This is a genomic window from Runella sp. CRIBMP (genome assembly GCF_009905605.1).
Lineage (GTDB): Bacteria > Bacteroidota > Bacteroidia > Cytophagales > Spirosomataceae > Runella.
The window spans coordinates 241,953-265,282 of record NZ_JAAAKZ010000002.1 but is presented as its reverse complement, the minus strand read 5'-3'; the positions used below and the strand labels follow the sequence as shown (position 1 = coordinate 265,282).

At 44.8% G+C, this 23,330-nt stretch carries 19 protein-coding genes; 11 read left to right on the top strand and 8 right to left on the bottom strand.

Annotated features, from left to right (window positions below):
* Positions 1-26: 26 nt before the first annotated feature.
* From bla to GVN20_RS06270, 4 genes are all read right to left on the bottom strand, one after another.
* Positions 27-950 (bottom strand): class A beta-lactamase, subclass A2, encoded by a 924-nt coding sequence (gene bla / locus GVN20_RS06285; protein WP_166557516.1) that lies wholly within the window; start codon positions 948-950, stop codon positions 27-29.
* Positions 951-1,032: 82 nt separating this feature from the next.
* A complete protein-coding gene (locus tag GVN20_RS06280) occupies positions 1,033-1,533 on the bottom strand; it encodes an ester cyclase (protein ID WP_166557515.1) in 501 nt (166 codons plus the stop codon).
* 212 nt (positions 1,534-1,745) lie between these two features.
* Positions 1,746-2,438 (bottom strand): DUF6843 domain-containing protein, encoded by a 693-nt coding sequence (locus GVN20_RS06275; protein ID WP_166557514.1) that lies wholly within the window; start codon positions 2,436-2,438, stop codon positions 1,746-1,748.
* Positions 2,439-2,775: 337 nt separating this feature from the next.
* Positions 2,776-5,382 (bottom strand): M14 family zinc carboxypeptidase, encoded by a 2,607-nt coding sequence (locus tag GVN20_RS06270; protein WP_166557513.1) that lies wholly within the window; start codon positions 5,380-5,382, stop codon positions 2,776-2,778.
* Positions 5,383-5,637: 255 nt separating this feature from the next.
* Here GVN20_RS06270 and GVN20_RS06265 point away from each other — a divergent pair, with 255 nt between their 5' ends.
* The 3 genes from GVN20_RS06265 (at position 5,638) to GVN20_RS06255 (ending at position 7,936) form a co-directional block, all read left to right on the top strand.
* A complete protein-coding gene (locus GVN20_RS06265) occupies positions 5,638-5,958 on the top strand; it encodes a single-stranded DNA-binding protein (RefSeq protein WP_206023213.1) in 321 nt (106 codons plus the stop codon).
* Positions 5,959-6,301: 343 nt separating this feature from the next.
* A complete protein-coding gene (locus tag GVN20_RS06260; protein ID WP_166557512.1) occupies positions 6,302-6,661 on the top strand; it encodes a response regulator in 360 nt (119 codons plus the stop codon).
* A gap of 408 nt (positions 6,662-7,069) precedes the next feature.
* Positions 7,070-7,936, top strand: a complete 867-nt coding sequence (locus GVN20_RS06255; protein ID WP_310586811.1) for an alpha/beta hydrolase — start codon at positions 7,070-7,072, stop codon at positions 7,934-7,936.
* Positions 7,937-8,132: 196 nt separating this feature from the next.
* Here GVN20_RS06255 and gnd read toward each other — a convergent pair whose 3' ends face one another.
* From gnd to GVN20_RS06240, 3 genes are all read right to left on the bottom strand, one after another.
* Positions 8,133-9,035, bottom strand: a complete 903-nt coding sequence (gnd, locus tag GVN20_RS06250) for a phosphogluconate dehydrogenase (NAD(+)-dependent, decarboxylating) (protein WP_166557510.1) — start codon at positions 9,033-9,035, stop codon at positions 8,133-8,135.
* Positions 9,036-9,149: 114 nt separating this feature from the next.
* A complete protein-coding gene (locus GVN20_RS06245; protein ID WP_166557509.1) occupies positions 9,150-10,688 on the bottom strand; it encodes a SusD/RagB family nutrient-binding outer membrane lipoprotein in 1,539 nt (512 codons plus the stop codon).
* A 68-nt stretch (positions 10,689-10,756) separates the two neighbouring features.
* On the bottom strand, positions 10,757-13,930 hold the full coding sequence (locus GVN20_RS06240) for a SusC/RagA family TonB-linked outer membrane protein (RefSeq protein WP_166557508.1): 3,174 nt from the start codon (positions 13,928-13,930) through the stop codon (positions 10,757-10,759).
* A gap of 190 nt (positions 13,931-14,120) precedes the next feature.
* Here GVN20_RS06240 and GVN20_RS06235 point away from each other — a divergent pair, with 190 nt between their 5' ends.
* From GVN20_RS06235 to GVN20_RS06225, 3 genes are all read left to right on the top strand, one after another.
* Positions 14,121-14,966, top strand: a complete 846-nt coding sequence (locus GVN20_RS06235; protein WP_229598986.1) for an AraC family transcriptional regulator — start codon at positions 14,121-14,123, stop codon at positions 14,964-14,966.
* Positions 14,967-15,046: 80 nt separating this feature from the next.
* Positions 15,047-16,558, top strand: coding sequence for a gluconokinase (locus GVN20_RS06230; RefSeq protein ID WP_166557506.1), 1,512 nt, complete (start codon positions 15,047-15,049; stop codon positions 16,556-16,558).
* Positions 16,559-16,613: 55 nt separating this feature from the next.
* A complete protein-coding gene (locus GVN20_RS06225; RefSeq protein ID WP_166557505.1) occupies positions 16,614-17,171 on the top strand; it encodes a YCF48-related protein in 558 nt (185 codons plus the stop codon).
* A 2-nt stretch (positions 17,172-17,173) separates the two neighbouring features.
* On the opposite strand, the gene GVN20_RS06220 is transcribed toward GVN20_RS06225, so the two are convergent.
* Positions 17,174-18,280: a tetratricopeptide repeat protein gene (locus tag GVN20_RS06220; protein WP_166557504.1), complete on the bottom strand. Its 1,107-nt coding sequence runs from the start codon at positions 18,278-18,280 to the stop codon at positions 17,174-17,176.
* A gap of 208 nt (positions 18,281-18,488) precedes the next feature.
* Here GVN20_RS06220 and GVN20_RS06215 point away from each other — a divergent pair, with 208 nt between their 5' ends.
* The 5 genes from GVN20_RS06215 (at position 18,489) to kdsA (ending at position 23,309) form a co-directional block, all read left to right on the top strand.
* Entirely contained in the window at positions 18,489-19,730 is a 1,242-nt protein-coding gene (locus GVN20_RS06215) for a pitrilysin family protein (RefSeq protein ID WP_166557503.1), read from the top strand.
* A 43-nt stretch (positions 19,731-19,773) separates the two neighbouring features.
* Positions 19,774-20,253: a 2-C-methyl-D-erythritol 2,4-cyclodiphosphate synthase gene (gene ispF, locus GVN20_RS06210; protein WP_166557502.1), complete on the top strand. Its 480-nt coding sequence runs from the start codon at positions 19,774-19,776 to the stop codon at positions 20,251-20,253.
* A gap of 36 nt (positions 20,254-20,289) precedes the next feature.
* The gene (locus GVN20_RS06205) at positions 20,290-21,408 is read left to right on the top strand and encodes an amidohydrolase family protein (RefSeq protein ID WP_166557501.1); all 1,119 of its coding nucleotides are present in this window, start codon (positions 20,290-20,292) and stop codon (positions 21,406-21,408) included.
* A 67-nt stretch (positions 21,409-21,475) separates the two neighbouring features.
* Positions 21,476-22,381 carry an AAA family ATPase gene (locus GVN20_RS06200; protein WP_409033838.1) on the top strand — a complete coding sequence of 302 codons (906 nt, stop codon included), beginning with the start codon at positions 21,476-21,478 and terminating at the stop codon, positions 22,379-22,381.
* 76 nt (positions 22,382-22,457) lie between these two features.
* Positions 22,458-23,309 (top strand): 3-deoxy-8-phosphooctulonate synthase, encoded by an 852-nt coding sequence (gene kdsA, locus GVN20_RS06195; RefSeq protein ID WP_166557499.1) that lies wholly within the window; start codon positions 22,458-22,460, stop codon positions 23,307-23,309.
* The last annotated feature ends 21 nt before the right edge of the window (positions 23,310-23,330 follow it).

Sequence of the window (23,330 nt, the reverse complement as noted above, 5' to 3'; positions counted from 1 at the left end):
TAAAAAACGGCTAATACCAGCCGTTTTTATTTAGTATTTGCCGTGTAGAAGTCATAAGTTGCTTTTGCGATATCGGCTATAATTTTCTCGTTTGTATCAAAATTTTCTTTTGATTCGCTCACAAAAACACTGATAATAAAGTATTCACCATTTGGCAAAAAAACAATACCTATATTGTTAACGGCAGCCGTAATTCCAGTTGTTTTATTTGTTCCAGACCAACCTGTCTTATGTGCAACAATTGTTCCTTTTGGTAATTGCCCTTTTATTCTATTTTCGCCAGTTGTTGTTTCTATATTGGTTTTCCAAAAGAAATCATAGCTACTTTTTGAAAGCAAATTGTTTTTATTCTCATAAAACATCTTGAGCGTCTCACTTGCTGCTTTTGGTGTTGTCCAGTTCTGAAACATATTTTCCCACTTTGATTGCATTTCTTCTTCATTGTAGGTGATTTGTATGTCCTGAATGTTGTTTTTTTTGAAATATTCTTCCACCGTTTTAGGCGTTCCAATAAGTCTTATTAAAACATCGCAAGCGGTATTGTCACTATTTGAAACCGAATATTGAATTAATTTTTCAATGGTAAAAACTCCACCGTTGGGGTTTTCGTCTCTGAGTGGACTCCAAAAGTCCTTGGGTAAAAGTTCATCTTTTCGTATTTCTATTTTCTGGTCTAAGGATAGTTTTCCTTTGTCAATCTCCGATAAAACTGCTAATGCAATATGGAATTTAAATACGCTTTGCATCGGGAATCGCCTATCTCCGTGTAGCGACATGGTGTCTTTACCGTTGTTCCCGATAATTGAAACACCAACAATCGCATTCTTGCTTGATACGATTTGCTGAATGTTGCTCCTAAGAGCATCCGTCGAACTTTTTGAGGTCTGACAGTTTGTGAAAAAAAGTAATAATAAAAATATTACACTAACCGATTGAAGTATTCTTGTCATGTTTTTAAATGTTCATGCTATTTTTTAAAATCGATACTAAAGGTTTGGTAGATGTAACTTTACTCGGTTACAAGTCTTTATGCTAATTCGATTTTAGGGATTTTATCAATTGATTCTTTAAACCTAAATCATCTGGGAAGCACCATTGTTCTGCGAGTTTGCCATCCTTTATTCGGAAAATTGAGACTTCTGAGATCATAACTTTGGTCCCAGTGGAATCAATTCCTTCATAGTTTCCAGAATGTGTTCCCGTGGAATTATAACGTATTACCACCTTATCTTTCTCAATAATAAAATCAACCACTTCTTCATGCCAGTCAGGGAATAGTTTTCTCCAATTTGTGATTTCAGTTTTAGCTCCCTCAATACCGCTCCATTCAACATCAGTTAAATAATGGCAGATAAAGTCAGGCGCCACAAATTCACTTAATTTTTCTGTTTGGCCAGTGTTCCAGGCATCTTGCCACTTGAGCACGAGTTTTCGATTGTAATCTGCGTTGTCAGCTCCACTATTTGATTGACAACTCATACAAAGGAATAGAACAGCAATTAATGCTAGGATTGAATAATTGGATTTCGTCATTACAGATAATTATTTAAATTCTTTAATTTGTAAATTTACGAGTCATTGTTTGTTGAGCTAGTCCAATTATTGCCAGCGGTTTGCAGCTTGGCGTACGGGCGGATTTTTAGCACAAAAATTCAATAGAATTACTGCCGTTGAACCTTGCACAAATGTTTCAAAGAAGCACTTCAGCCGCCATATTGCCAAACCGATGTTATGGCTCGTTTTTCTTATCTGCATTGTTTCATTATTTCGTATTTCAAACTGTCTGTCTGTTTGTTGTATTGAAAGTCATAATACTTTTCCAAACTGTCTTTGGAAGAAACTATCATTTCCAAGTATTTGTATTCAGATAGTTTGTCAGGTGGAATCTGTGTCGCCATTCCCATACCTTCAAACCAAACACCAACTTCTGAACTGCTTGTTACTGTCTTGGCATCTTCCCAAAACATATAGTTTGCTCTTTCAGGAATTTTTGTCCTGTCACCCGTTTTAGTCAAGTAAAAATATTGGTGGTTTATGTATCCACTTTCTATTTTACCCTTATACAACAAAATTCCATTTTCAGGAAAGTTTAGTTGTTCTCTTCCGTCCTTTTTGATAATTTCTTGTCCGCAGTCGATTTGCTGAACTACGATTGCCTTTCCTTTAAAATTGTCAGGAAAGTTAAAGTCAAGTTTTTGAGCGGTCGCTGTTCCAATAATACCTGATAAATAAAAAAACAAATGCATCAAAGGATACCAAAATATTAATGGTAAAATTGTCCAAAGTGTTTTCGTCAAAATCTTTGACTTACTAAACCATAAAACTCCAACTCCGAAAATAAAAACAGGAACAGTAAAAATTAGCAAATACGGATTGAGCGAAACCAAAAAGGTCAGGGAAATTATTGTCAGTCCGATTATGTATTTTTTATCTTTCAATTCAGTTTCGTTTTGTTGTTTCGTGTCGGTCTTTTAAAATGAGCCATAACACCCATATACCTGCAAGTTACAAAAATACTACCCGTTTGCAAACGATTGTAAGCGGTATTTATGAGCTTCCAAATGCAAGGCGGCGGCCTTAAAATTTATGGCTGGCGCTTCTGGGTTTGGAATGGATGAAGTGAATCTGAATACTTTTCCAAAAACGAGGTTGTGAGCAACCTCAGAGCGGTTTTGAGAAACCGTTCTCAAAAGCCATTGTAAATTTTCAGACCCCCCAAAATAAAAAGTGGGCAGCGATTTTGCTGCTGCCCACTTTTACGCTTCTAATACTCAATTACTTCTCCGCTTCGGCGCCAAACATTCCACCGCCTTCGACAAGATTGGCGAAGAAAATACTGTTGAAAAACAGACGGGTAGTGCCGAGCCAGTAGCTGCGGTAGGTTGGGTCGTCGGCAAACAGTACGATTCGTCCGTTGCCCGTCGTGCTTAATATAATGGCGGCGCTGTTGCTTACTTTGCCGATGTTTTGCTTCGAGGCGTAGCCGTTTATGAAGGGTTTTTCGGCGTATTGGGCCACGGTAGCGTACTTGTCGGTACTTTTTTGCAGTAGCGTCGGGCCATTTTTGTTAATAAAAAGGCGGCGGTCGCTGAGTCCAAACCCAATTGGATGCGAAATGTCAATGTCGGCCAAAAAGATAGCGCCGTTGATTCGCTTCGAGCCTTCAACATCCTGTTTACTCACAAAATCAAGTCGTTCGGTGGCATTGGTGCCTTTGGGAGCGGGTGCTTTTTCGTCGGAGTCGGCCAATTTTTCCTTTACTAACTCATTCTGGACTGCCCAAGCCGTGGCGGTTTGAAAAGTAATGAGCGTACCGCCATCGGCCACCCATGCTTTGAGCTTGTCGATTACCGCTTTGTCCCAGGCGCTGTAATTTCCGCCGGGCAACACGATGGTGGTGTATTTTTTCAACGTCGCTTGCCTAAAATATTGCAGGTCAAGCTTCACCACAGGCATCCCCAGTTGCTGACTCAGCAGAAACCAAACCTGACCGGCTTCCCCCGCCGTCACACCCTGCCCAAACGCCAACGCCACTTCGGGTTTGCGAACGGTTTTGATGTTGTTGCTGCCGAGGTCAATCCCTCCGGCGCTAAAACCCGTGGAGATACCCGTAAAACGCACATTACAATCGGCCGCAATGAGTTGCAGGTGCGCATAGAGCGAATCGGCCGGGAGCGGCTGCCCCGCCACTGGAATCACCAATGTGCCGTAGCCAAAGGATTTTTTGCCGTTGTTGATGGCCGCCGTAAAGGGTTTAAAGGCCGTTTTTACTAAAATATTTTTGCCCAACAACTGATACAGTGCCTTTGCGGCGTTGTATTCAGTGTAGTTTAGAAGGTAAGCATACGATGATTTCCCGCCTTCTACGGCCCCTTTGGCTTGTATCGTTGCCGTTACGGGTGCGCCTTTGGCTATCTCTTTCGTTTTGAGTTTGGCGTATTGCAATCCGTACGCATGAATCACACTCCAGCCCGTATTGTCATAGAAAAGGCTGTCTTTCAGACTGATTTCTTCAAACAAAGAATGGATAACCAGAAAATTGGGCTGCTCTGCCGGAACGAGGTAGGCTTTTCCTTTCTCAAAACTTTTTCCCTCTACGGTGGTGTTGGTGGCAAGGTCATAGACCTGAATGCGGTGTTGCAACAACAAACCCAGAAATTTTTGAGTAAGGGATTCGTCCCGGCTGTCCCCGAAAACATAGGCTTTGGCGGTATTTGCCCTTGCCTGCTCCAGTCCGTAGTTGAAAAAGTCTTTCTGAATTTTGAACAGGTTTGTTTTTTCGGCGATGGCGGCTTTCAGGGACGAGAAGCTCGTGGCCAAGTGGTTGCGGATGGTAAAGGGAAAGGTAAGCAGGCCATTGGCGGTTTCTTTCATCATCCCGCCGCTGCCTGCCTGCTCAAAAGTAGCCGCGATGGTGCCGTAAAACTTGGGGTAGGTTGAGCCGTAAATGGGGGAGAGGTTATCAAAGTTTTCTTTGGTAAAATACAACGAACCTATTTCATCCAAGGCTTTGGCGTGGTATTTGGCAAAAATCGCATTTTCATCGTAGATGAACTGCGGAATAATCGGGCTTTCGTGCCGTTTGGGAGTAGGTTCAAAATAATATGTAGCGTTGGCACCCATTTCGTGAAAATCAATCTGAACGTTGGGGTACCACTGATGAAAAAACTCAACCCGATTGCGACTTTCTACGTGGACGAGGTTGAGCCAGTCGCGGTTCAAATCGGCAAAATAGTGGTTGGTGCGCCCGTTGGGCCACACTTCCATGTGTTCTTTGTCCAGCGGGTCGGCTACGGGCGGGAAGGATTTGTAGCTGTTGAACCAATTGGCGGCGCGGTCTCTGCCGTCAGGGTTGAGGGAAGGGTCAATAAAAATGACCGCTTCTTTCAGCCATTGGGTGGTTTCTCCGTACTGCGCGGCGGCTAAATAATACCCCATTAGTAAACTCACCTCGCTGCAGGAGCCTTCGTTACCGTGGACGCTGTAGCCCAGCATGACAATCACGGGGGCTTTGCTGCTCAATACGGGTTTGGAAGGGTCAACGGTAGTGATGTGCTCTTTCCTGATTTCTTCCAAGCGGCTGTAATTTTCGGGAGCGGTAAAAGTGACCACGATTTGCTCTCTTTCTTCGTAGGTTTTACCGAGAGATTGCACATGGACGCGGTTGCTTACTTTGGCCAATTCTCTGAAATAACCCACAATTTGGTCATGCCGCGTATAGTGCGACCCGATGGCATACCCCAGAAACTTTTCGGGAGTCGGAACCGTGGGGTCAAACTTGGTGGCTTTAGGGAAGTAATAATTGGTTTGGGCGTGGGCAAATTGAACGGCCAAAAAGACCGTTAAGAACAGCAATCGGGCTGTTTGACGTAAAATTCTCATAGTTCGCTAGGTTCATTTGGTTTTATAAGTAAATGTAAATTTTTAATTCATTGGCAGGAAATAAAATCTGCGTTCATTCAGTCTCTTTTTCGGGAGGGAAGTATTATTCGTTTGTAAACGCTTACAATTGTTTTTATCCAACTGGAAACGTGTACTAACCGAATCGTTTTTGGCCTATCCACCACCTTTGTATCGTCAATTCGGGGTAAAACCATTGGCGGGAACAAATTCAATAAACACAAAACTGTAAGGAACATGAACAAGGTAACATTGATTGGCAACGTAGGAAACGAAGTGATTGTACGGGATTTCGACAACGGCAAATTGGCCTCTTTTACGATGGCAACGACCGAAAGCTACACCAATAAAAACAATGAAGAAGTGACCAATACCACTTGGCACAACATCGTGGCATTCGGAAAAGTAGCGGACGTGTGTAAGCGGATGGCGGCCAAGGGTAAGCTGCTTTCGGTAGAAGGAAAGATTAACTACCGGACGTACAAGAACAAAAAAGATAAGATGATTTACGTCACCGAAATTCAAGTGTATAAAATTGAGGAAATAGAAAAAAAATAGTCGTTTAAAGCCTGCTTTCTTCAATGGGAAGCAGGCTTTTTTATTCAGGGTTTTGGGGAGGAATCAAGATGTGAAAAATACGATTCGTTGATTTTTATATACCGTTTGATAACTATTTGGTAGCATTGGTATGTTTAAAGGGGGGGAAATTTGATTTTTAGAATCGAAATTAGAACCTTGCACTATACTTCAGCGAAATGAAACATCCTTGATGTCTTATAAGGGTTAATACATGCATTATTGTTTTATCATCAACAAACCCAAAAGGGCATTCAAGCCATTCTCGTTAAACACTTACATTCATTGTTTGATTGCTTTTGAGTACACACTTTACCCTTAATCTATGAGTGCTTTGAATGGGAAAATCCTTTTAATTGAGGATAAGCTTGACAATATTCCTCATATTGAGAATATGATTAAAGAAGCCGGCTATGAAGTTTTCAGGGCGGCGGGCACTCCTCAGGAGGCGCTCAGAATGACCATATTAATGCTTCAATCAACCATCATTATTGCCAATGATTCATTGAGCAATTCGATTCTTTCAACCGCCCGCGAACTGAATAAGGAAATTTCTATTATTATGTTGGGAACGTCTGACGAAACGCTGTTGCTCCCAAGTAGCGAAGCAGGTAAAACGGCTTATCTAAAAGCCCCCTTTACAACGTCTGTTTTAAAAGCAGTAATTGACTTTATCAGCCGCTAAAAAAGTCTCTCGCAATATTGTGTTTTCTTCTTGGTGCCTATAAAACCTTTCCCTAATCTGGGGAGGGTCAGCGACATGGTTTTTAAATAATCTTCTTCACAACCCAAAGGCTATCTTCTGTATCAAAACAATTGGGATATTTTCATTGATTGGCACTGCTTTTGGAGGATTATATAAAATACGTATACCTACAACGTTAGAAGGGTGCTAAAAAAGTATGTCAATGGATAAATGTGTGGCATAGTGGGAATATTACGCCCCTTTAGAATGGGGACTTTTTTCCATGTTAGCAACTTTTCGTGTTTGAATAAACTTTGAAAAGTCATGTTTGAAAAATATTTTTTTATTAGTCTATTATTTTTTGTCGGTTTCCTAAAGAGTTCTTTCCAAGTCGACTATCCATATGAAGTGCGTTATTTTTCGTTTATGTTGGAAAATCAGCCCGTGAAAATGGCGTACATGGACATAGCACCCGTGGTTAATACGGGCAAAACCATAGTTCTGTTACACGGCAAAAACTTTAACGGTTATTATTGGAAAGAAGTAATCCCTGGGCTGCTTAAACAGGGCTACCGCGTCATTGTGCCCGACCAATTGGGCTGGGGCAAATCCGATAAGCCAAACGTGCAGTATAGTTTTCACTTATTGGCAACCAATACCAAGCAGTTGTTGGAGGGGTTGAGAATACCCAAAGCCGTCATTGTTGGTCATTCAATGGGCGGGATGTTAGCGATTCGGTTTTCGTTACTTTATTCCGAAATGGTCGAAAAATTAATCCTTGAAAACCCCATTGGCTTAGAAGATTATAAAACATTTGTCCCTTATCAAGCCCATGAAAAATTGGTTGAGAAAGAAAAAAATGCCACCTACGAATCGTATAAAAAATACCAGCAGAGCTATTATCCCGCTTGGAAACCTGCGTATGAACAATACGTAAAAGCACAGGCCGAAGCACTTTCTGAGCCTGTATTTCCACAAACGGCGCAGGTCAATGCGTTTACTTATGAGATGATTTATGAGCAGCCTGTGGTTTATGAATTGGGGAATATATCGGTGCCAACGTTATTGATTATTGGCCAAGCCGACAGAACAGTGGTAGGGAAAGAATACCTGACTGCGGAGCAGAAAAAAACGCATGGGAATTATCCAGTCTTGGGTAAAAAAGCAAATCAGCAAATAAAAGGCTCGAAGTTGGTAGAGTTGGAAGGGGTGGGGCACATTCCGCACATTCAGGATACGGAACGATTTCAGAAAGAGATTCTTAAATTTTTATAGCATTAGGTCGTCGTTTTTATCCACTTATAACGCACTAAACTGTTACGTATATGAATAAGGTTAGCATTTACATTATTGTTTTATTGGTTCTTTTTTCGGTGGCTATTGTGATTTTTTAACGGCTCATGGTTGTATTCTAAATGAAAAGTCCCTGCACATGCTTGAGCAGGGACTTTTGTAAGGGGTTATAATGAGCTTATGGTACAACCTTTTCGACGGCATGGCCGCCAAATTCATTCCGCAGGGCGGCCACCACCTTGCCCGTGAAGGTATCATCCTGCTGCGAACGGTAGCGCATAATCAACGATAGCGCAATGACTGGGGTAGGAATCCCCATATCAAGGGCGGTTTCAAGCGTCCATTTTCCTTCGCCCGAAGAATGCATTACTCCTTTGATGGTATCTAATTTTGGGTCTTTTGAGAAAGCACTTTCGACGAGTTCCATGAGCCAGCTCCGTACGACCGAGCCGTGGTTGAACACCCGCGCTACCTGTTGCAGGTCGAGGTCGTATTTGGATTGCTCCATCACCTCAAAGCCTTCTGCAATGGCCTGCATCATGCCGTATTCGATGCCATTATGCACCATTTTTACAAAGTGACCGCTTCCTGGGCCACCTGCGTGCAAATAGCCGTTTTCTACCGAAATATCTCTAAACACAGACGCGCAGTGGTTAAACACTTCATCTTCGCCGCCAATCATGGTACAAGCGCCGTACAAAGCGCCCTCAACCCCCCCGCTAGTGCCACAGTCTAAGTAGTCTATGCCTTTGGATTTGAGGTAGTTGTAGCGGCGTACCGAGTCGTTGAAATTAGAGTTTCCACCATCAATGATGATGTCGTGTTGATCGAGATGAGGAACCAGCAATTCAATACAATCATCAACGGGCTTACCGGCAGGAACCATTAGCCAAATTACTTTTCGACCGTCTAACTGTTGACACATTTCGACGAGGCTGTAAGCGGGAGTTACGCCTTCGAGCGATATATTCTTAATGTTGTCGATTGCAACGTCGTAGGCTACCACTTCATAGCCATGACGATGCAGGTTTAGCGCCAAATTGAAGCCCATTTTGCCAAGGCCAACGAATCCGATTTGCATCTTGTAAGTATTGAAAAGTTAGTATTGAGTAGATAGATAGGGTGGATATTGAATCGTTCGAAAAACAAAAATAGAATTCTCATGACTCAATACCCACTACTCACTACTTAAATTTTATTTGTCCCACCACACTTTGGTATCCAAATCGTCGGCTCCTTGCCGGCTAATGGCCTCTTTGACATTGGTGCTATTGACCGAAATCTCTGAGTTCGGGTAAGTTAGGCGTCTGATAAAGTCACCTTTGATGGCTTTTCCCGGAAACGGATTGGGCGTCAATTTAGGGAAACCGCTGCGTCTGAAATTGGCAAATGCTTCTGGCCCGTTCAGAAAAGAGGCAATCCAATATTGAGTATTGATTTGCTCCAGCGCCGTTGCTGCTCTGAAGGGATTGGCTTCCAGATAAGCTGTAATGGCGGCTGCAGGTACTGCTGAGTTGGCATCGTGGATGGCCAATTGTTCCATGTGTAGGCGCACTCCGCGATTATAGTAAGCTTCGGCTGTAGCACCCGTAACCCAGCCTCTTTGGGCGGCTTCGGCCAACAGCAGTTGTGTTTGGGCGGCGGTTACCAGAAAAGTAGGCGCTTGGTTGCGGCCCATGCGGGTGCGGTCCAACTGCGTAAATTCGTAAAAACTCGCAAATTTATTGAGGGCTACTTGGGTGGCAATGGTACTGTTGTTAAACCCAAAAGGCATACCCGTTTGCACGGCTGGATCAGTGCTGGCCCGGGCCGCTACTTGCTCTGGTCCTGACTTGGCTCCCACGTAACGTACTGCGATGGAACGCAAGCGGGGGTCGTTGGTGGCTTTCAGATAATCAACAAAAGGCGCTCCCAAATATACGTTGGCGGCCTCCGTGGCATTGAGCGTGTTTCCAATTCCATTTACATAGTTGGCGTCGTGCCGAATCATCGCGTTGTCGGTGTTGGTTTCCATTACGCCTGCTTGGACCGCCCGGCCCACTACCTGCTGTGCTTGGGCCGCATCTACTTTGCTTAGGCGCATCCCCGCCCGAAGCAACAGCGAGTTGCCGTATTTTTTCCAAAGGGCCACGTTACCACCGTATAAAATATCGGCGGTTTCGATGGGTTTAGACGCATCCAACGCGGCGGAGGCTTCAGTCAACTCTTTGATGATACCTGCATATACAGTTTGCTGGGTGTCGTATTTCGGGAGGAAAACTTGTGAGGTATACCCCTTTGCGGCATCTGCATAAGGGACATCCCCGTAGCTATCGGTTAGAATCATAAAGGCGTGTGCCTGAAGAATCCGCGCCATATTGGTCAAATTGCTGCGGTTGGGCAGGGCTTTAGTCTGATCAATCACATCTTGGGTGTGTCGGATTACCGTGCGGTAGTATTTCTGCCAGTTTTGCACCGTATTGTCGCGGATGTCTTGGTTGAAATTGGCCCCTGCCAAAACCCCTTCGTTGGGAGTTACCATTTGTTGTACAATACCTGCTTCGTACCAAATTGTACCCGTGGTATAAGACGAATTGACAACCGCGTTGTTGAGAATAAACGCGGGGTTAATGGCCGTGGCCGCCGTTTTGTTGATATTGAGCTCATCAAAACCTTGGTCGCAGCCCCCCAACCCAGTAGCGACTGCCGCCCAAAGGGGGAGTGAAAAGGCCAATTTTTTAAGTATTTTTTTCATTGTATATATCAGTTTTGAAAATTTCCCCGAGAATGATTAAGCCCCCTCGGGGGTTTTGGGGGTTTGGCTTAAAATTTCAGGTTCACGTTAAAGCCCAAACTGCGTGTGGAAGGCAAGCCCGTTGATTCCATGCCCACAAGGTTGTCTGACGAGTAGCCGAAGGTTTCAGGGTCAATGTTATCAACCCATTTTTTGAGCAAAAATACGTTGTTGGCTACAAGGCTGATACGTGCAGCTTTGATACCAACATTTTTAGGTAAAAACTTCGTTAAATCATAGCCTGCCGTGATTTGACGAAGCTTCCAATAGCCGCCATCATAAATAACGGGTTCGATGAGGGCTTGCGAGCGCACCACTGACCAATAATCCTGCACTGGTGCCTTAACTGTATTGGTCTCGCCTTTTTCATTGACGCCCACGCCCACTACACCACCTTCTCGGCCCGTCAGGGTCATTTTGTGTAAACCGTGGCGTACGGCGTTGAAGTTGGTACCCGACAAAACAGTATTGCCCAGTTTAAAGTCAATCAAGAACGAAAGGTTGACGCCTTTAATATTAAAAGAGTTGTTGATACCACCTATCCAACGCGGTAATGCCGTGCCGAAAGAAATCAGGTCGGCGGTGCGGAGCGGTAGGCCATTGGCCCCAAATACCATTTGCCCCTGCGGGTCTCTTCTAAAACCGAATCCGTAAATCTGGCCCATTTCCTGTCCTACCACTTGGCGTAGTTCTCCGTTGAATACGTGCGTACCCACCGTGATTCTTTCACCAGGGGTATCGGTCAAAAGACTAAGCACGTTGGTTTTGTTATAAGAACCATTGAGGGTCAAATCCCACTGGAAGTCAGCATTTTTGATGGGGACTAAACCGAGTAGCATTTCTGCTCCGTTGGTGCGGCTGCGGCCACTGTTGATCAGCGTGTTGATAAAACCCGATGCGTCGGAGATTTGGGCCGACACGATTTGGTCGGTCGTGATTTTCTGATACACGGCCACATCAAGTGTTACACGATTTTTAAACAGTTTCAATTCCAAACCTGCTTCTTTTTCCGAAGCCCGCATGGGTCGGAGGTTGGCGTTGGGTAGTGTATTGCCTGACGAGCCACCTACGGGCTGGGCAGCCCCGGCGGGGTTGGTCAACAAGTTGGCGTTGATGCCGTAAAATAAGTTGTTGGAGTAAGGCGATACGTCGGTGTCGCTGCCCACTTCGGCGTAAGCTACGCGCACTTTACCAAAATTAAGCCAATTGGGGATATTTTCAAAGGACTGAGAGAAAACATAACTACCCGAAATAGAAGGGTATAAAATGCTGCGGTTTTCTGGAGAAAGCGTTGAAAACCAGTCATTTCGTGCTGTAACGTTCAAAAACAGAAAGTCTTTGTACGAAAACTCACTCGACCCGTAGATGGAGTTGACGGCACGCTCCGATAAGCCGTAGATTGGGTCTTTGACCCGTCCGTTCATAACGGTATATAGCCCGCGCACCACAAAATCGGTTACTTGAGTGGAGTTCAAATCAGAACGTCGGTACATCTGATTTCCTCCGACGTTGATGTCAATGCCAAAATCACCGAAGGTTTTGGATGCCGAAATCAAGATGTCTGCGTTGGTTTCTCTAAATCTACGCGATTCTTGGGTATAAACACCGTTGACAAAACCCGCAGGTGCCGCCGCCAATGACGCTTGTCCTGTAGGAAAATTGTTGTAGTCTTGGTCGCGGCTCCAGTAGTCTTGTCCTACACGCCCCTGTACAAACAGCCAAGGGGTAAGGTTATATTTGATTGAAATATTACCAAAAATCCGGTCGCGGCGAATGTTCTGAAACTGCTCGGCCAACGTAAAATAAGGGTTGGTACGGTTCATGAAGCGCGAATAAATGTACTCATTGCCGGCGGCATTATATTTTTTGGCTTCGAGCAAATCAAACGGCATGGTATTGGCCATGTTGTAAATCGCTGTAGGGATAGAGTTGTCTTGATTGGCGATGTTTGGCGGGTTTTTGTTATATTCGTTTGAATAGTTAACGTTTCCTGAAAAACTTAGCTTTTTAGATAAGTCATACGCAAAGCCCAAGTTGATGGTTTTGCGGTTAAAGCTGTTATTAGGCACAATTCCTTTGCTGTCCATGTTGGCAAATGACAGATTAAAACCACCTTTCTCAGAGGCTGCCGCCAATGATACCGTATTGGTGAAGTTGGAGCCATTACGGAAAAATTTCCGAATCCGATTGCGTTGGGCCTCATAAGGAACAGTCACGTTGTCAAATAATATGTGCGTCATACCAGGCTGGATTTTCTCACCAAACGACCACTGTCCTGAGGTAGGGTTGGGGGCGGTGGGGCGTACACCGTTTTCTCCTTGACCGTATTCATACTGATAGTCCGTAAAATCGAGCGGGGTTTCGTTGGTGTAGTTGGAGTTTACCGTTACGCCGATGCCCTTGCTATCGCCTTTGGTTTTGGTCGTAATCATGATGACCCCGTCTTTGGCGCGGCTACCATAAAGCGCCGCAGCTGTGGCACCTTTCAGTACAGTCATGCTCTCGATGTCGTCGGGGTTAATGGAGCTAAGGCCATCGCCACCATCGGAGGTATTACCACCTCCCCGCACACCAATAGAGTTGTCGGAAGCCGCGTTGCCTGGGTTGGTACCAAAGTTAGTGTTGTCAATGGGCACACCGTTTACCACAATAAGGGGGTTGTTTTGACCCGAAATAGACGACTGTCCCCGTATCCTGATTTTGGAAGTACCCGCAGGTCCAGTACCAAGCCCCGAGATGTTGACGCCCGCAATTTTGCCTTGCAGGGTATTTATGAAATTGGGGGTACGGTTTTCGGTAAGGGCTTGCGAATTAACCGTTGTAGTAGCATAGCCAAGCTTTTTGGCTTCTTTTTTGATTCCAAGAGCCGTCACGACAACTTCTTGGAGGGCTTCGGCGCTTTCTGCCAATGAAACATCCACTTTGGTTTGGTTACCGATGGCAACTTCCTTGGAGCCGTAGCCAATAAAACTAAAGACCAAAGTGGCACCCGAGGAGGCTGTAATGGCATAGTTTCCGTTTCCGTCGGTAGAAGTACCCGTGTTGGTTCCTTTTACAAGTACAGATACACCTGCCAAGGCCGATTTGTCGGCGGTGTTGGTAACGGTTCCCGTAATGCGCATTTGGGCCCGGAGCATAGGGGCTAGGGCAAGGAGAGCTGTCAATAGCAGGGTAGCTCGAAGCAAGAGTAATCGTTTTCTCATCTTTCTAAAGTAAAATTGTTTGTTCAGTAAAATTTAGGGTATTGAACTGACTACAAAAAAAACACAGAATTGTGCAAAAAACTTCTACGATTAGACGATGTAGAATTTTGCAATATTTTGATGTTTTATTTAAAAAAATTAATAATGTAAGATTTGGTTAATGAGTTTACTAAACTGGCCCATTTTTTCGATGACTGAATTTCGGCATATCAAGGAATTGATACGGCTTAAAAACCCAACGGTGCGATTGGACGAATGGCCCGTACGGGTCAGGGGAGGGCTACAGATAGTATGTATTCTGGAAGGAAAATTTGAGTGGCTGATTGAGCATCAACGCCATGTGCTATACCCAAACGACGTGGTTGTATTGTGCCCGTGGCACGGCTATGGTAGCCCGACCAATACCCTCGAAATCGGCAGTTTGGCGTGGCTTACCATCGAACCTGCGTCTTTTGAGCCCTCTAAAGAACTTTTTTTGGGAGAATGGTCGGCCATTGCAGAAGCTGAGCAAAAGCTGATGGGTAGGTTGTTTATGACCCAAGCTCCGATGGTTTTAAACAATTTTAAATGGGTCTGTGATTTACTTCAACGAATTGAAACTGAAGTGAAACAGGCTGAATTTGCCTATCAAACCCGTGTCAATCAGCTGCTGGATGAACTTTTAGTTACAATTGTACGACAGCTCAGTCAACAACAAAATCAGCGCCGTGATTTTCCGCAGGCTTTTGCGCAGCTGGAGCAACTGCTTCGTAATAGCCTTGACCACCCATGGACGGTCGAAGAAATGGCGGCGGTGGTGGGCTTAGGAAGTACGGCTTTTACGGAGAAGGTAAAAAGTTTTTCGGGTTTTTCTCCGCTCAACTACCTCATAAATATACGAATAGCCGAGGCCATGAAACAATTGAGACAAACGGCCAAAAGCCTGACCGACATCGCCTTGGATACGGGGTTTTATTCCTCACAACATTTTTCAACCACGTTTAAAAAACTCACAGGCTACACGCCTGGGCAGTTTCGGAAACGAGGCACGCAATAAAAAAATACTACAGCCAGATTTAGACAATAAACAAGTTCAAATCACTAAATTTTTCATTCACAATTCACAGCTTTTAACGAATGGATTGTATTGTAACCATAGATATTGGTACTACCAAAGTAAAAGTATCGGCCTTTGACCAAGCGGCCAATCTCATCGGTTGGCGTCAGGGAACGTACCCTACGTTTCACCCGCAGCCCAATTACAGCGAGCAAGACCCCGAACAAATTTTTCTGACGGTTTTGTACGCCTTGAAAAGCCTGTTGAACGATGAATTGACCAAAAAACACAAGCCCGTGGCGCTGGTTTTTGGGGCGTCGATGCATAGCGTTTTACCCATTGATAAACAGGGGGTTCCGCTTAGAAATGCCGTTATTTGGGCCGACAATCGGGGCCGTGACGAGGCCAATGCCCTCAAAAATTCTGACGAATGCCGACTGATTTATGAACAAACAGGAACGCCGGTGCACCCGATGTCGCCGTTGATTAAAATCCGTTGGTTTCGTACCCATACGCCCGCTACTTGGTTTGAAAAAGTCTATAAGTTTATCTCCATCAAGGAATATATTATTTACCAATTGACGGGGCAACTGGTTGTTGATCAGAGTATTGCTTCCTCAACTGGACTGTTCAATATTCATACCCACCAGTGGGAAGAACGGGCGCTAAACTACGCGGGGATTCAACCGCACCAGTTGTCGGAATTGGTCCCGATTGATTATTCTGAGTTAAAACTGAAAAAAGAGTATGTGCGTCTTTTTAGACTGACCAGCGCGGCCAAACTTATCATTGGCGCGAGCGACGGGTGTTTTGCTACCTTGGGGGCGGGTGTAGTTACCGAAGGCGACGCCACCATCACCATTGGGTCGAGCGGTGCCATGCGTGTGGCGGGCAAACAAGTTATCAAAGACCCTAAACAGCGGTTTTTTAACTATTTATTAAATGAAGGAACGTATATTTCAGGCGGGCCGACGAATAATGGCGGCGTTGTTTTTGAATGGTTTGTGCAGCAGTTTGGGGCTTCGGGCATTCACTTAGACTTGGAATACACCGTTAATCAACTCTTGATTGAAGCCGAACGAGTGCCCGCCGGTGCGGGGGGGATGCTGTTTTTGCCATATTTATTGGGAGAACGTGCCCCGCTCTGGAACGCCAACGCCCGAGGGGCGTACATTGGTGTGAACATTACCCATGAGCGCCGCCATTTTATCCGCGCTACCGTTGAAGGAATTATTTATGAAATGCATAGCATCGGTAAGCTTCTCCAGCAATATCGTTCCATTCAAAATCTTTACATTAACGGTACTTATGCTACTTTACCGCTTTTTGCGCAAGTATTGTCGGATGTCTTTGGCAAGAAAGTGTATGTCAATGACAAGCATGATAGTGCCAGTGCTGGTGCGGCTTTGCTGGCGTTGACGCACTTGGGTGTTTATCCAGATTTGGAAGCGGCCGCTAAAACCATTCGTTCGGTAGAATCGTATCAACCCAACCCCGTAAACCACGAACGATATGCCCGTTTTACGGAGATATTCGACCGTTTAAGTCAAAAATTGGCGGAAGATTTTGATGCATTAGTAGCATTACAATAGCTCTGGCATGATTTATGTGGTGAGGGTGTTAACGTGATACTAACCACCTAAAATTATGTTGAGATTTGTGACTTTGTGGATTGTTGTTTTTATGGTTAGCGCTGTTTCATGGGCGCAAAACAGTGAAAATTCGTCTAAAATTTGGCGGTTGAATGAGGAGGGGAAGATACAAGCCTCTCATAATGAAGGAAAAACGTGGGAAGATGCTGGCGCCAATGCAGAAGCTCGATTAAACGCCCTTCATTTTGTGAATACAAACGATGGATGGGCCGTAGGACAAAACGCCACCCTGCTGCACTGGGATGGGGAAAAATGGGGAGAGGTACTTATTTTCAGTACGGCTAATCTTTTCTCCGTCTATTTTCAGGATACTAAAAACGGATGGGTCGCTGGAAGTAACGGAACCCTGCTGTTTTGGGATGGAACAAGTTGGAATGAGGAAGTTTCCCCAACGGCCGAAACGCTCATTAATGTAAAACGAGCCACCAACGGAAACTTGCAAATTACTGCACAAAGCGGTGCCCTATTTGAAAAGGAAAATGGGCAATGGAAGGCGAAAGCGGCACCTATAGCTCCTTTACTTTCGGCTTCATTGAGCAAACTGGAAGAATAATGTCACTTTAAATATGTTTTTATTTCCTTGATAAGCGCCTTGTATTCAGCAAGTTCTTCTGCTTTCTTGTAATACAAGGTGGCTTTGGCACGGTCGCCGGCACGCAGGGCAATGCGGGCCAATCCTGCGTAGGCAAATGCGTGGTATTCCTTGGTATACTCAGAATCAAAAGGCTGCCTGAGTGCTGCCTGATAGGCTTTGGCCGCTGCGCCGTCGTGTTTGAGATGCTTTTCTTCCACTATTCCTTCAAATGTGTGGGCGGCAATGGGAAAAAATTTGTCAGTTCTTCGTTTAAATCTTTCCAAAAACGGCTCTGCCTCTTCGTACTGCCCCAAAAGCAAGAGTGCTTCAATGTTTTTCATCAGAAAAACGGGGTTATTTGGGTACTTTTGTGACAGTGATGATAAATAATTTGAAGCTTTTTCGTAGCGTAATTCATGTTTTAAAAAAATTCGGGCTAAATAAAAAGCCGATTCTGTACGCGTAAATATGCCTTTTCGGGCCGCAATATCCATTTGGCGAAGCCCTTCTTCGCGGCTACCATCTTTGAAGAAAAGAATCAGGGGTTTCACAATGGGGTGGTCTTCGGGATAGCGAATCACGTAGTAATTATACAGTCCCGATGAAAAATAAAATTCGGGATTTCTCTCCATGTATTTAAAGCCATCCATGACGTAGTTATAGGCCTTTTTCCCTTCAGAGGCCGCCTTGATTTTGTCGTCGTTGTAGTTGTGAATCAACGCAATATACCCGTGGCCAGCCATCGAAAAAAACGCCGCTTCAGGGCGCGTTTTTGCGTCCTTTTCCAGCACTTTTGCCTTATTTAAGCACTCTTGCAGATAGCTTTGGTATTGCCCGCTCATGGCTTTATTGTCTTTGACGGGCAGATATTGCCAATGCAATTGGATGGCCTTCAACAACGGATTGACGGGGTGATTGGGGTATTTTGCCTTGATTTGCCTAGCCAAAGGTTCAACCGCACCAAACTCATAGTTGTAAATATGGTCGATGGCTTCCAAAACCAGATTTTGGGTGGGCGCATCGTATAAAAGTTGTGCTTTGGCAAATGGAGGAATAAGAAAAAATAGAAAAAAAACAATTCGTTTCATGTGGCTGTTAACGGACAAACAAATAGATAGAATCGGCTAATTTTTGGCATTCAACTTGAAACCATTAGCTTTGTTCTTAACGTTAAATCACCAATAAAGAGTTTATTGATTTTTGTTTTTTCCGGGAAAGATTCACAGATTTTTACTCGACTCATTTATTTTTACCTGACTCCAGTTGCTAGCCAGTTGACTGTGAACTTATTACACTATGATACATTACGCGCATTTTACCCTTGACAACGGGCTGGAAGTTTACGTTCATGAAGATCATTCTACGCCGATGGCGGCAGTCAATATCCTTTACAACGTCGGTTCTCGCGATGAAGAAGAAAATCGCACGGGTTTTGCTCACCTTTTTGAGCATTTGATGTTTGGCGGTTCCCAAAATATTCCGGCTTACGATGAGCCGCTTCAGAAAGTAGGGGGCGAAAACAATGCCTTCACTTCGCCTGATATTACCAATTATTATATTACCCTTCCTGCGGTCAATCTTGAAACTGCTTTTTGGCTCGAATCCGACCGCATGATGAGCTTGTCGTTTGACCCAAAAGTTTTGGAAGTACAACAAAAGGTAGTGGTTGAGGAGTTTAAACAACGCTATCTCAACCAGCCCTACGGTGATGTATGGCTCAAACTACGCCCTTTGGCTTATGAGGTACATCCGTATCGTTGGGCCACCATCGGCAAAGAAATCAGCCACATCGAAAATGCTACCTTGGACGATGTACGTCACTTTTTCTATAAATATTACCTACCCAACAACGCGATTTTGGTGGTAGCGGGTGATGTGACCGTGCCCCAAATAAAAGCACTAGCCGAAAAATGGTTCGGTCCGATTGCTCCAGGGGAAAAATATGTACGAAATTTGCTCCAAGAACCGCGCCAAACAAAGGCCCGGTTTGCCGAAATTGAAGCAAAAGTTCCGCTCAATGCCATTTATAAGGCATACCACACTTCAGGCCGTTTTGCTGATGATTTTTATACAGTTGATTTAATGACAGATGTGTTGGGACGTGGAAAATCGGCCCGTTTGTACCAGAAATTATTGAAAGAACGCCCCTTGTTTGCCAATATCAATGCGTATACTACCTCATCGATTGACCCAGGCTTGTTGGTGGTGCAGGGAAATTTAAACGCGGGTGTCACCTTGGAAGAAGCCGATGCCGCCATTGAAGAAGTGTTGCAAGAGTTGGTCGAAATTCAGTTGCCTGCGCAAGAGTTGGCCAAAGTGAAAAATCAGGCCGAGTCTACGTTGGCATTTTCGGAAATAGAGCTGCTCAACCGTGCCATGAACTTGGCCTTTGCAGCCAATGCTGGCAATCCAGAGTTGGTTAATCAAGAAGCAGAGAAAATACAGGCAATTCGGGTGGAGGATATTCAAAACAAAGCGAAAGAATTGTTGCTAAAAGAAAATTGTTCTACCCTGTATTACAGAGCGGCCATGGTTTAGGAAGAGAAATTGATTAGAATGTAACAAATAATGGTTATAAAGAATGAAATTTAGAGTTGGTTCGGGATACGACGTTCATAAACTGGAAGAAGGCAGGGATTTTTGGTTGGGTGGTATTAAAGTGCCGCACACCCACGGGGCCAAAGGCCATTCAGATGCCGACGTGGTTTGTCATGTGATATGTGATGCATTGTTGGGGGCTGCCAATATGCGCAATATCGGCTATCATTTTTCCGATAAAGACCCGCAATGGAAAGGCGTAGACAGTAAGTTGTTATTGGCAAAAGTGATGGAAATGATTCGCGAAGCGGGCTTCGAAGTGGGCAATGTAGATGCCACAGTTGTGTTGCAAGAACCAAAACTCAATCCGCACATTCCTGCCATGAAGGAGTGTTTGTCGAAAGTGATGAACATTCCCGAAGAAGATATTTCTATCAAGGCCACAACCTCCGAATGGATGGGTTTTGTGGGTCGTAAAGAGGGCATTGCGGCGCACTGCGTAGCGCTGATTTATAAAGATTAATTCCTATTTATTAACCCTTTCTTAAAATTCCATCTTATGAAAATACTGGCAAGCGGTGTTTTGTTTCTCGGAGTGTTGACGGGCATGGCCCAAACGATTGAGCCGCCCCTCGGATTTGAAGAGTACGATCCAGTCTCAACACTTAAAGTAGCAGAGCACAAAGTTACCCGCTCTAAGTTTCCATTTATTGACGTTCACAACCACCAATACCGGATGAATTCACAAGATTTGTCAAAGTTGGTAGCCGACATGGACGCCCTTAACATGGGAATCATGGTCAACCTGAGCGGGCGTGGATTTTCGCAAGAGTGGGAGGAAGGCACCGCTACCATCAACGGAGCCCTAGCCAATGCCCGTAAAAATTATCCGAAACGCTTTCTGGTTTTTACGAACCCCGAACTCAAAAACATCGGCTCGCCAGGCTGGGGCGCGCGTGCGGCCAAACAAATAGAAGACGATGTAAAAGCGGGGGCCGTAGGCATGAAAGTATATAAAAATCTGGGTTTCAACGGCGTAAAAGATACCGATGGCAAACGCGTGGCCGTCAGTGACCCGCGCTTAGATCCACTTTGGGCCAAATGCGGAGAATTGGGGATTCCTGTCATCATCCACACCGCCGACCCGAAGTCTTTTTGGGACCCTATGGATCGGTACAATGAGCGCTGGCTGGAACTCAAAACCCACGCCGGGCGTAAACGAAGCAATAATGACCCCGTACCGTTTGATTCATTGATGCGCGAACAGCACGCGGTTTTTGCGCGCCATCCCAAAACTACCTTTATTAATGCGCACATGGGTTGGTATCCCAATGATTTGAAAAAATTGGATAGCTTGATGCAGAAATTTCCAAATATGAACGTCGAAATCGGGGCGGTGATTGCCGAATTAGGCCGTCAGCCGCGTGCCGCAAAAGCGTTTTTTAACAAATGGCAGGACCGAATTTTGTTTGGAAAAGATAGTTGGGTTCCTTCCGAATACGCCACGTATTTTAGGGTATTGGAAACCGAAGATGAGTATTTCCCTTATCACAAAAAATACCACGCTTTTTGGCGGATGTACGGCATGGGGCTGTCGGATGAGGTGCTGAAAAAAGTCTATTACAAAAATGCCCTTCGGATTATACCGGGTATTGACAAAACGCAGTTTCCAGAGTAAATCATTACGCATACGGACACTGCATTAATCATCAGCCCTGATTTTACGTTTTTACTTTCCAATGAATATACCCAGTCATACGCTTTCCTCCGTTCAAACCCTGCTTCAATCTCGCGGCTACATTGCCGACGAATACGTGGCTATGTCGGTGTATTTGGCAATGCAGCTCAATAAACCGCTTTTGATTGAAGGCCCTGCGGGGGTGGGTAAGACCGAGATTGCCAAAGTGATGGCCCAAGCCCTCAACACCGACCTGATTCGGCTGCAATGTTATGAAGGGCTAGATGCCCACCACGCCATTTATGAATGGAACTATCAACACCAATTGCTTTTCCTGAAAATGGGGGAGAATGATAAAGACGGACGGAATCAAGAAGCGTTGGAGAAGACGATATTTAGTGAAAAGTTTTTATTGAAAAGGCCTCTCTTGCAGGCGCTTACGCATTCAAAGTCGCCTGTGTTGTTGATTGATGAAGTAGACCGGGCCGATGAAGAATTTGAAAGTTTTTTGCTCGAAATGCTCTCAGATTGGCAAATTACCATTCCCGAATTGGGAACCATCAAAGCCACGCACATGCCGCACGTTATTTTGACTGGTAACCGCACCCGCGAATTGTCGGAAGCCTTGCGCCGCCGGTGTTTGTACCTGTGGATTGATTATCCGCCTTTTGAAAAAGAGCTCGCCATTGTCAAGTCCAAAGTAGAACAAATTGATGCCACTTTGGCGCGGCAAATCACGGCTTTTATGCAGGCATTGCGTGAACAACGACTCAATAAGGTGCCGGGCATTGCCGAAACGCTCGATTGGGCGCAAGCCTTGGCGGGGATGCACATTACTCATTTGGAAAAATCATTGGTAGAATCTACACTCGGGGTTATCCTCAAAGATTGGCAAGACATCCGGGAAACCCAACTGAGTCTTTCGGAGCTGTTTGACAAAGTGGGCATAAAATCAAAATGGGAAGATAGTTAAGGAAGCTATTCATTCGTGAAAAGCTATAAAGTTGTCGAATCAAAGCACTATTTTTGTGGCCAAATAATTTAAATTTATGCAAAAGAAAATCGTTCGCGTAGGCGATATTGAATGTGGTTCCGACGAATTGTTCCTGATTTCGGGGCCATGTGTGATTGAAGACGAAAAAATCATGATGACCGTAGCCGAACGCCTGAAAGAAATTTCGGAGCGGTTGGGCATCAAAATAATTTATAAGTCTTCGTTTATGAAAGACAACCGCAGCAGCCTTGACTATTACATGGGCCCTGGCTTAGAAGCGGGTATTAAGATTTTGGCCAAAGTGAAAGAACAATTTGGTTTTACGCTTCTGACCGACGTGCATTATCCAGAGCAGTGCGCTCCAGTGGCAGAAGTGGTGGATGTATTGCAGATTCCAGCTTATCTGTGTATGCAGACTACCTTGGTGGTAGCCGCCGCAAAAACAGGCCGCGTGGTGAATTTGAAACACGGGCAGTTTTTGGCCCCCGAAAACATGAAACATCCCGTCAAGAAAATTGAAGATAGTGGAAATGAGCAGATTATCCTGACAGAGCGTGGTTATACGTTTGGATACAATGACCTCATCGTAGACCCGCGCAGTTTTTATCACATGAACAAAACGGGTTATCCAGTGGTTTTCGACGTTACGCACGCGATTCGTAAATACGGAATCCCTTCCAAAGATAGCAAAGGCGGTGCGCGCGAATACTTGCCAGTACTAGCCCGCGCGGGCGTAGCGGCAGGCGTAGACGGACTTTTTGTAGAAGCTCATACTTGCCCATCAGAAGCTTTGTGTGATGCCGCGAGTCAGTTGGATATCAACTACTTGGAAGAGTTTTTGAAGCCATTGATTGAACTCCACAACGTAGAAGTAAAATACCGCGCTACTGCCCAGGAATTGGCGTAGTAATGACATCTCTCCATACGC

Bases quoted from the DNA above. Each gene is read 5' to 3' on its own strand.
- bla (WP_166557516.1), bottom strand. From the start codon at position 950: ATGACAAGAATACTTCAATCGGTTAGTGTAATATTTTTATTATTACTT.
- GVN20_RS06280 (WP_166557515.1), bottom strand. From the start codon at position 1,533: ATGACGAAATCCAATTATTCAATCCTAGCATTAATTGCTGTTCTATTC.
- GVN20_RS06270 (WP_166557513.1), bottom strand. From the start codon at position 5,382: ATGAGAATTTTACGTCAAACAGCCCGATTGCTGTTCTTAACGGTCTTT.
- GVN20_RS06265 (WP_206023213.1), top strand. From the start codon at position 5,638: ATGAACAAGGTAACATTGATTGGCAACGTAGGAAACGAAGTGATTGTA.
- GVN20_RS06260 (WP_166557512.1), top strand. From the start codon at position 6,302: ATGAGTGCTTTGAATGGGAAAATCCTTTTAATTGAGGATAAGCTTGAC.
- gnd (WP_166557510.1), bottom strand. From the start codon at position 9,035: ATGCAAATCGGATTCGTTGGCCTTGGCAAAATGGGCTTCAATTTGGCG.
- GVN20_RS06245 (WP_166557509.1), bottom strand. From the start codon at position 10,688: ATGAAAAAAATACTTAAAAAATTGGCCTTTTCACTCCCCCTTTGGGCG.
- GVN20_RS06240 (WP_166557508.1), bottom strand. From the start codon at position 13,930: ATGAGAAAACGATTACTCTTGCTTCGAGCTACCCTGCTATTGACAGCT.
- GVN20_RS06235 (WP_229598986.1), top strand. From the start codon at position 14,121: ATGACTGAATTTCGGCATATCAAGGAATTGATACGGCTTAAAAACCCA.
- GVN20_RS06230 (WP_166557506.1), top strand. From the start codon at position 15,047: ATGGATTGTATTGTAACCATAGATATTGGTACTACCAAAGTAAAAGTA.
- GVN20_RS06225 (WP_166557505.1), top strand. From the start codon at position 16,614: ATGTTGAGATTTGTGACTTTGTGGATTGTTGTTTTTATGGTTAGCGCT.
- GVN20_RS06220 (WP_166557504.1), bottom strand. From the start codon at position 18,280: ATGAAACGAATTGTTTTTTTTCTATTTTTTCTTATTCCTCCATTTGCC.
- GVN20_RS06215 (WP_166557503.1), top strand. From the start codon at position 18,489: ATGATACATTACGCGCATTTTACCCTTGACAACGGGCTGGAAGTTTAC.
- ispF (WP_166557502.1), top strand. From the start codon at position 19,774: ATGAAATTTAGAGTTGGTTCGGGATACGACGTTCATAAACTGGAAGAA.
- GVN20_RS06205 (WP_166557501.1), top strand. From the start codon at position 20,290: ATGAAAATACTGGCAAGCGGTGTTTTGTTTCTCGGAGTGTTGACGGGC.
- kdsA (WP_166557499.1), top strand. From the start codon at position 22,458: ATGCAAAAGAAAATCGTTCGCGTAGGCGATATTGAATGTGGTTCCGAC.